The sequence below is a fragment of the Sulfolobales archaeon genome, from assembly GCA_038897115.1.
Classification (GTDB): domain Archaea; phylum Thermoproteota; class Thermoprotei_A; order Sulfolobales; family AG1; genus AG1.
This window is the reverse complement of the sequence record JAWAXC010000128.1, coordinates 1-5600: the sequence shown is the minus strand read 5'-3', so window position 1 is coordinate 5600 and position 5600 is coordinate 1. Positions and strand designations below refer to the sequence as shown.

General features: G+C 45.3%; 4 protein-coding genes. All 4 read right to left on the bottom strand.

Annotated features, from left to right (window positions below; genetic code table 11):
• Positions 1–1330 (bottom strand): dihydropteroate synthase-like protein (locus QXE01_11365; GenBank protein ID MEM4971835.1); only part of this gene is annotated, 1330 nt, incomplete at its 3' end.
• A gap of 67 nt (positions 1331–1397) precedes the next feature.
• Positions 1398–2648, bottom strand: coding sequence for an amidase (locus tag QXE01_11360; GenBank protein MEM4971834.1), 1251 nt, complete (start codon positions 2646–2648; stop codon positions 1398–1400).
• A 52-nt stretch (positions 2649–2700) separates the two neighbouring features.
• Complete coding sequence (locus tag QXE01_11355; protein MEM4971833.1) at positions 2701–3525, bottom strand: hypothetical protein; 825 nt, start codon at positions 3523–3525, stop codon at positions 2701–2703.
• A gap of 65 nt (positions 3526–3590) precedes the next feature.
• A partial coding sequence (locus tag QXE01_11350; GenBank protein MEM4971832.1) for an MMPL family transporter occupies positions 3591–5600 on the bottom strand: 2010 nt, incomplete at its 5' end.

Below are 5600 nucleotides of genomic sequence, written 5' to 3'. Positions count from 1 at the left end.
TGTTTTCATAGTCTAGCTGTATTACGAAGAACCTTTCTTTATCAAGCCTAGATGGTGGGATATATCTATCAACAACTACATCCTCTTCAAACCCTATTGGGATCCTCACAGGCTTCTCTTTCGACTTAGCAACCAGAAGATCTATTCCAAGATCCTTTGGAGGGGACTTCCTAGCATATGATATAGAGCACATTAGAGAGGCCCTAACAACCTCTAATAAAGAGCCCCTTGTCTTCCAGCTATCCTCGGTAACAAGGATCACAGATGCTCCAGCCTCTAAGGCGAAGCTCGCTATAAGGGCGTTTATCCCTATGGAGTCGGCATCTATCATCTCAACGATATTAGCAGAGCTGATTAGAACAGGTGATGATGGGATATGCCTCTTAGCTAATCCAACAGCGTATAGCCCTTCTAAGGCTCCGAAGTTAGGTGGTGGTATAACAGGGTCTAATATAACCTTGCTAACCCCCATAGATCTCAGCTCCTCTAGATCCCTTACCAAGGACTTCACTCTAGAATATGCAGTTGGATCCTCAACACTCTCAGGGACTAGAACATATGCTATATCCCTTGGCAGTTTTTCAACAACCCAGAAATAGGATCTACTTATATTCATTACAAGCTGCGCGCCCGAGCCAACACCTGCCTCGATCTCCCTCGGATTTATAGAGTCGATCCCTATCGGCTTATTAACATGCCTAGAAACCTCTCTAACAGCCCTTGCAACCATATCTGGATTATCGCTATCAGCTGATGTGCCTAGCACTATTATATCTGCTCCTTCTCTAGACATTCTAATCGACTCTTTCACAACATGCTCTATAGGATCTTCTATGTTAACCTCAGCCATGATCCTGAATGGGGGTGGGTTTAACGGGATCGATATAGATCCTATGTTAAAAGCTTTCTCAGATCTCAGCTCTATATCCTCAAGCACCTTTTTATAGTCCATCTTTCTAGACAGCTCTAGAACTGAGTCAGCAGGTTTAGAGGTTGAAAGCCTAACATTCCCCTTGAGGATCTCTTTAATAACTAGGGGTAGATCCCCTATATATTTGCTCCCCTTATAGCACCTAACACCAAGACTTCTATTAACGATCTCGAGATCCCCTATTAGTAGGCCTGGAGCTATGATGATATCATATTGCCTTGCCTCGCCAACCTTTTTAGAGAGGTGCTCAAGAACATCTTTCACAGTCATAAGAGCAGCTACTGGTATATCTAATACATCCACATCTATCTCCACACCTAGGGATTTCGATACCTCATGGGCTATCGATCTTGCTAGCTGCGATGCTAGCTTCCCAGTAAGGAGCAGGATTTTCAACATAATCCTCCTCAGAGCTATCTATTTAAATAGATATAGAGACTTATAACAGCGTTACATTCGAAGCCCGCTATTGACGCTGGGATACCTCTCTAGAGATTGTGAGGAGCTTCGAGTCCTCGCCATAGCCTGCTATGAGCTGAACACCTACAGGAAGATTCCTGACCCTCAACGCTGGGATCGAGATCGCTGGGGCACCTACATAGGATGCATATATAGTTTCATATGTGAGAACACCCCTGATAGGGCCGTCCTCCCTACCTATCACATCATCTATTCTAGGCGCTGGTATAAGGGTGGTGGGGGTTATAAGGGCGTCGAACCTCTTGAGAATCCTTCCCAATTCTAGCCTCACCTCCTCCCTAGATGCTAGAGCCCTTAGATAGTCCAGAGCGCTGTAGCCTTGTTGAAGCCCCCTTTCAACAAGCCTCCTAACATCTGGGAAATAGAGATCCCACTTATCCCTGTATTTCAGATGTATATGGGTTCCCTCACTATATCTTATCACCATAACCTCCCTCCACGCCAGCCTCTCTGCTACGGGCATCTCAACCTCCTCATAATCATATCCTATAGCCGATACATAGTCTAGAAATCTATTCTCAACCTCCTCTACAATGTCTTCAAAGCCCTTTATAATCTCATGTGGAGCTCTAAACCACTTTGGTATAGCTAGCCTTGGCTTGCTCTTCAGCTCAACCTTTCTAAGGAGCCTAGGCACAATAGATCTAATAGCTTTCTCAACCCAAGAGAGATCTTTTGCTATCACACCCACAGTATCTAGGGATGGGGATAGTGGGAAGACGCCATCTGTATCTATATAGCCGTAGGACGGTTTAAACCCGAAGACACCACATAGGGAGGCAGGGATCCTAACAGATCCAAGTGTGTCTGTGCCAAGGGCTACTGGAACTATGCCTGCTGCTACTGCTGCAGCAGATCCCCCGCTACTCCCCCCAGCGATCCTCGATAGATCATGTGGATTTCTAGTGGGTCCGAATATGCTTGAAGTAGTTGTGGGGCCCATGCCGAACTCATGGGTATTTGTCTTACCAACAATGATCCATCCAGCCTTCTTAAGCCTTTTAACAACCCAGGCATCTCTCCTAGGAACATAGTCCTGGAAAACCCTCGACCCCATAGTAGTTCTGATCCCAGCCGTCTCTATCAGATCTTTAACAGCTATGGGTAGAGGCTCTAGACCCTTCTCAACAAGATGCGAAGCCTCATCAATAGCCCTCTCATTAAACGTAACTATAGAGTTGGTAGCTCTATTAAGAGCCTGTGACCTAGGTGAGAAAGCCTCTCTAACCAGATCCATATTGGACACCATTAATGCTATTTCCTAGAGCATATATATTGCATTTAAATCGCTACTCTTGCTTCTGAGTAGAACCCTCTATGAGGCTCTTTAGAAGCCTTAAAACCCTCTCCTCCCTCTCATCCCCGAGAATATCCATTGCCCTCCACAGGAGTTTCACAGCCTCCCTTCGCCTCTCAAGCCTCTCTATCATCTTTACAAGGGCCTGATCTTTGATGCTACCAACAACCACATCCTTCTCCTCAGGATCGTATCTCATATATATCGAATCCCCTATATAAGGCGAGACATTGGGATCAACCTCCGAGGCTAGAGAGATCATGAACGCTGAGAGAACACCTAGATTTAGCCCCATAGACTCTTGAGGCGAGTAACCAACAGCCCTTATAAGAGCTTCCGCAATAGCTACAGAGGCCGGGGATCCAAGCACTATATATCCAGGCGCCTGGTGCCTGGGAGATGCAAGGCCCTTTTCATTGAAATAATATAGCTTTGGAGAGCCATCCTGGGTTACCAGGGCAAGCGATAGCTGGGCATTCGGTGTTACACCTAGGTTTTTCAAATCCCTATACCTCTCTAAGATTCTCTCTTCGATCTGCGAGACTATCCTCCTCGTCTCCAGCTCCCCAGGATTTCTCCAACTCCTAGAACCAGCTGTATCGAACCACTCTATAAACACATCCTCGGCTATTTGGAAAAGAGAAGATAATATAGAAATATCTCCATAGCCGGAAACAATCGCAAGGGGCTTATCCTTACCATCCCCCTGATATATAACTACCCTTACATTCCTAGGCTCTTGAAAACCCGGATCCATGGATCTTCCATCAACGGTGACAAGAACACCTTTACCCCATATGATCGATATTGAAAGCACAGAGCCACACCTATTGAATATATTATAAAGGGTATTTAGGGCTAAATACTATAGCTATATGAAAACTATTTTGAACCTCTTTTCACCCACATCCTCCTACCAATCATAGACAAGATGGGAGGTATAACTAGATAAGAGACGGCAGATGCTATAAGTAGCACGCTAGCTAGCAGTGAAAACCCTATCTCTCTTAAGCCTATCGATGAGGATAGCATGAGGGATCCAAAAGCTGCTGCCATCACCATCGCAAGACCCATTATGAGCCTCCCAATAATCCCGGAAGCTCTTGCCACTCCCTTGGAGCTGCATTCACCCTCTACAAGACATATCTCTCTAGCTCTAGCCATGTAGAAGCTATTATAATCCATACCAACACCCAGCATCGCTGTGAATACTACCTGTGGGAGGAACCAGAGTACAGGTGATAAGAATATGCTATTAAATACTATCCCAGTTAACACCATCGATATTAGCGATGATAGCACAACGAGTAGAACAGCTAATACCGCGGCTAAGAAGCTCCCAAAGACAAGGGTGAAGATCAGGATCATTGATATCACAGCAAAAGGCAAGACCCTATACCAGAATAGGCTATTCACAAGCCTATCCAACTCCTCAGAAGTAGCTGTGGCTCCCCCTATATAGACAGAATACCCATTGGTAGAAGCCCACTCCTTTGTGATCTCTCTTATCCTTTCAATAAGATCTATAGCTTCAGAGCTAAACGTATTTTTCTTTATAACCACCCTCATATATGTTATATTATTCGAGATATACGCAGAAACCGCAGGATCCTCTAGAGATGATGTGGAAATATTTATCGGGGTTCCAAACGGTCTCGTAGGCCCTTCAACGCTCTGCACACCATCTAGGCCAGAGATCCTCGAGGCAAGGCTCTCGATCTTTACTAGATCGTCTGTTGATATAGCTGAACTCTTTACAATAACTATATAGCTTGGAAACACCTGCCCATATCCCATGTCAGAGGCTATTGTGTCTAGAGCTATGATTGATGGGCTATTCGATGGTAGGAAGAGCCTTAGATCATGTGAGAAGGAGATCACAGGATATATAGCTATAGAGGCAATCGATACAATAACAAATATTATGGGTATTACCGGGCCCATCCTTATAAAGGTTCTTGAGATCTTGCTCATACTATACCCAGCACGATCTATTCCCATGCTTCTCCTAACACCCCACCAGAACACCCTAGATCCACCGGCTATTGAGAGGATCGCTGGAACCAATGTGAGGCATGATGCTGCTGTAACAGCAACAACTAGAGGCATATATACCCCGAGGCTTCTAAAGAGAGGGAACTCCCAGCCAAGTGCGAGGGAGCCGAAGCCAGCTATCACCGTTAAAGCACTCGCTACAATAGCAGGCCCAGCCCTCCTCAGAGCCTCCTCAGAAGCCTTCCTCGGATCGCCAAGCCTCGCATATTCCTCTCTAAACCTATATACTAGATAGGCAGCATAGTCAGATCCCAGCCCAAGTGGTATAACATATATGAGTGTTCTTGTAAGTGAGAGCATATCGGCAATACCTCCAGATGCTATGAAGAAAGCGATCCCCCCGCCCACAACTACACCTAGAACTATACCTGCATATGGAAGGATCACCGCTGCTATACTACCCAATATAGCTAGAAGCACTATAAAAACCAGGATCTCGCTAACCCTGGAGATCCTCGCAATATCTTCAGAAGAGATCCTCTTGAGATCCTCGTTTATAACATTGCTACCAGTCCACAGTATAGAAGCCCCTGGATACTCCCTTTTAATCGCATTAGATACCTTTGAAAAGAATTCCCTACTAGCCGCATATGGATCTGAGCCTGATGATGTGTATATCACTATAAAGGATCTTCCTCCTCCACCTACAAGCCTACCCATTAAGATGTCCAGAGTGCTTCTATATAGATCCCCGAAGATCTTATTAGAAGCATTTTCAATTGCCTCTTCTAACCCTAGCTTGCCAAGTGCAACCTGCAGAGCGAGTTTCGAGATCATCTCTGAATAGGAGGTGTTGATCGAATAGCCTCTTTTAATAGCCTCTTCCTCAATCGAGAT